The organism is Psychromonas sp. (genome assembly GCF_041586535.1).
Lineage (GTDB): Bacteria > Pseudomonadota > Gammaproteobacteria > Enterobacterales > Psychromonadaceae > Psychromonas.
The window spans coordinates 1-4,078 of the sequence record NZ_JBFGZY010000211.1; the positions used below are offsets into that span (position 1 = coordinate 1).

Here is a 4,078-nt window from a genome sequence, read left to right on the forward strand (position 1 = left end):
CGCGGGCGTTAGCCCGCAACAAAAGCAGGGTGATTAAAAACCGGCTGCTATTTACGGCCGCTGGCTGACCACCTCCTCCAGCACTGCGCCTCTTGCTTTACTGGGCGGTGTAATAGCCATCATGCTAGCCAGAGTTGGCGCGATATCCACCGGATCAACTGCGCGATCAATACGTTGAGCTTTTAAATTCGCGCCCGCAAAGATGATCGGCACGTAGGTATCATAAGACCAGGGAGAGCCGTTGCTGACTGCTCCTGTATCTGTTTCCCGTAACTGCCAGTAGGGGGATTGAGCGATATATATATCGCCGGAGCGTTGCGCATGGAAATTGCGTTTAATCTGCTTGCCAGCAGGCGTATTTTCCAGTGCAGTAATATCACTTGCGGGCAGGGCAAGGGCTATCCCTTCATACTGACTTAACGCATTGGCAAGACGCATTTCAACATCTATAAGCTGTAGATTGGTCAGTCTGATTTTGTTTTTATCCAGGTAGATGTACGGACGGATAAAAGCTTTGACCAGATTATCGATAGCGAACTCTTTTTTCGCAACATCATTGGCAAACTGGTAAATTTCGTCGGATCTTATTTCCCCGGCCGACAGCCCTAATTCGGTGATGTACTCAGCGGCCTCGGCCATACCATGAGCACCTGACAATACAACCAAAGTATTTTCCAAGCCAATTTGTTTATCTACAAACTGTAATAAATCAGCAAGGGTTTGATCGAGAGTGGCGATAAGATCTTCATTTTCCAGGCTGGAAGGGCCAAAAATTTGATTCACCGCATCCAAGCTTGAAAAGCTCACGGATAAATAATCCGTGGGTACTCTGGAGCCTAAGGTTTCACTAATAATCAGTTGCTTGGCAAAGTCGGCTAGCAGTTTATCACCCGCCGGGCTGGCCATTAATAAGGTATTATAAAGCGGCTGTTCAATACTGCTGTATGGATGAGGGAAGGTGTTAGCAAAGCCATTTAAATCAACTTCATAAGAACGATTGTCCTGCTCAGAAAAAATGTAATCCTCTCTGTTATTACGCAGTTCCCAGGCTTTTTGCGCATAACTGTGTGTTAATTTTTGACTGTTCCATTTAGTCACCCATTGCGGGTAACTGTCATAATAATAATAGCCGGACGTCACCATCTCGCCGTTGTCTGTAGAGAACCAAAATGCTTTGCCCATATGTCCGGCCATCGGCACCGCCCCCTGATCTTTACCTGACACAGCAAAGACCCGCGAGCGACCAGCCGTATTAATAAACAGCTGATCGGAAAAGGTTGTGCCGAGCATTATCCGCGGAGAACGACCGCTAACTGGCCGTTGATATCCTGTCGGACTGAGTGATTGGTCGGCGGACGGGGGATTTACAGCCTGCAGAATTGGGGCGTTGGGATCTGCAATATTATTAACTTGTTGACCAAAAACAGGATCTAACCAGACATCGGCGACGATACCGTGATCCGCAGGATAAGAGCCCGTTGCCAAGGTTGCATGACCAACAACGCTGGTTGTATTGGCATGAGAATAATGCGCATTGGCATAATAAACACCGTGCTCAAGCAGATAACGGAATCCGTCCTTACCGTAATGGTGCTGATAGCGTGCTAATAAATCCCCGCGTAAGCCATCGACGGTAATTTGCAGGATTAATTTAATATGCCCGCTGGCGGAAACTGGATTTGCAAAAAACAAGCTGCTTAAAGAGAACATAAATGTAAATAAGAGTGGCCTATTATGCTTTTTCATATTCCGTTTTCCTAAAGAATGTCACTGTCCATGGTCAGATATCTTAACTTAAGTGACGGAAATTAAAACGGAAAAAAGAGAAAATATAACACTGACAAAGTAAATTAAGAGATAGATCATCTCTTCTTTACGAACTGGCAGTGCTCTAAAGTTGGCAGCCTAATGGCTATCAGATGGGTATACCCCATGTTACTGCAAAATGCTTTGCATCTTAAAGTATCATGGGGATAAGCGTGCTAGTTTTTTTATCCACAAAATCTGTTATATTGCTTGTGCCAGTTTGCATACTCATCACCGGGCAGTGGCCGGGAGATGATATAACCCTGCGCCATATCACAGCCTATTTTTTCAAGAAAGTCGTAGGTTTCTCTCTCTTCTATCCCCTCTGCTATGGTTTTGATACTCATTTTATGTGCCATGCTAATGGCCGTTTCCACAATAGAGGTTGCCGACTCATCGGCAGGCAGTCTGCGTATAAAAGATTGATCAATTTTAATAAGCGAAACAGGCAGCTGGTGCAGGTATTGTAATGAGGAATATCCTGTTCCAAAATCATCGATTGACAGTACAATTTTGGCATTAGCCAGTCTGTTTAACTCCTCAATAGCACGTTGTGCATCCAGCATCAGGGCACCCTCGGTGATCTCCAGCTCCAACTGTTCACCGCTCAGACCGTGATGTTCAAGCAGGCAAAATACTACATTACAAAAATCAGGCTGTAACAGGTTGCGCGCCGAAATATTGACCGCGACTGTGATGTTAATGCCAGCCTGCTGCCACAATACCATTTGTGTCATTGCCCGCTCTAAAACAAAATAGGTTATCTGATTGATTAAGGTACTTTCCTCCGCCCGGGGAATAAAAATTCCGGGAGGTATATTACCTTTTTGCGGATGCTGCCAGCGTATCAGCGCCTCCACACTATGAACAGCACCTGTTGCGATATCCACCTTAGGCTGATAATGAAGGGAAAGTTGTTTTTTTGTGAGTGCCTCCTTCAATTCTCCGAGCATCACAAGATTTTCTCTGCTGGCGGTAGAAATTGCCTGGCTGAAACCTACGTGGTCACTGGCCCGGTAACAAGCCTCAGTAAGTGCACTCTGTGCTTTTTGCAGCTGAAGTTCAGGTGCTACCTGCGGTCCGGAAAGGGGGACATAGCCGATTCGGACATCAATATGAATGGGAATTTCTTCAAACAGAATCGGCTCGCGAAAGGAGGCGGAAAGTTTGTCAAAAAAACGCTTTTCATCATGATCGGATATATCGCCTATCAGCAACGCGAGTTGCGCTGAATTAAGGCGGAATATAGATAGTATTTGCGATTTTTTTTCCTGCAGACGCTTGTGCAGTTGTACCATTGCCTGATCCAGGATAGTGACGCCGAAGGTAGATAATAACTCGCGGTTATTTTCAATAGAAATAATGGCAACAATATGGGCATCTGCTGCGTCAGCGTGATTTTCAGATATTTGCTCTAACTGTTCGATCACCGCCTGACGGTTAGGTAAATTTGAGGGGAGATCATGGCGTGAAAGCCAGTTAATATAGCGAAGATATGAGCGGATAGTATCACTTGCCACCCCGCAGAGAAAGCCGGTAAGAGTGAAAATTCCGCAACGGTAAAGCCAAGAAAACGTCTTCTGCGCTTCGCCAGTGCTGATATCAAGCGGCATTAGAGGCCCTACAATCAAGCCGGCAAGCGAACCAATAAAGATTCCGCCTTTAATACCGCAGATTATACCGGCCAGGAGGATAGGAATATACATAGTGTGCACGTAAACGTATTTCAGACCGCCGGTCATATATACCAGCAGATAAACGCCAGCCACCATCAGCAGAAGGAGCGGTATGGTGATCAGCTGCAGAGTGCTTTGATGCTTTTCAATCCATTTATATAAACTTCTATAATCCATTACCGATCTTCCTTTATAAGGCTAACAAAAGTGTCAGCCTGTGATGGCACTCATTCGCACATGCAATAATAACAATGATCCTCTTCAGGTTATTAATCAATCCGGAAACATCAAAAATGCAAGCAAATCTATACGCCTGCAAATGTTTTACTGATAACGCCATACAGCAATAACGTATTGTGTGTGAGGCGGATTTTATTTTTTTATGATTTTATTGATAATTGTTATCATCATGGTAAAGAAAAAGTAATTTGATAACAAGAGAGAAGATGGTTTGATTATCCATTTAGATGAAAAACACCGTCATTCATGGCGGTGATGAAAATCATTGTTGCGAAGCATTAACGTTACTTAGGTCTATTTTGTTGCTCGATATAAGTCGTCAGGGCATCTAGCGCAGCACCGCCACATGATCCGGC

General features: G+C 44.8%; 2 protein-coding genes. Both read right to left on the minus strand.

The window, feature by feature from the left end:
• Positions 1-51: 51 nt before the first annotated feature.
• Positions 52-1,746, minus strand: a complete 1,695-nt coding sequence (locus ABZA00_RS16560) for an alkaline phosphatase family protein (RefSeq protein WP_372883257.1) — start codon at positions 1,744-1,746, stop codon at positions 52-54.
• 245 nt (positions 1,747-1,991) lie between these two features.
• Positions 1,992-3,659 (minus strand): putative bifunctional diguanylate cyclase/phosphodiesterase, encoded by a 1,668-nt coding sequence (locus tag ABZA00_RS16565; protein ID WP_372883258.1) that lies wholly within the window; start codon positions 3,657-3,659, stop codon positions 1,992-1,994.
• Positions 3,660-4,078 lie beyond the last annotated feature (419 nt).

Bases quoted from the DNA above. Each gene is read 5' to 3' on its own strand.
- ABZA00_RS16560 (WP_372883257.1), bottom strand. From the start codon at position 1,746: ATGAAAAAGCATAATAGGCCACTCTTATTTACATTTATGTTCTCTTTA.
- ABZA00_RS16565 (WP_372883258.1), bottom strand. From the start codon at position 3,659: ATGGATTATAGAAGTTTATATAAATGGATTGAAAAGCATCAAAGCACT.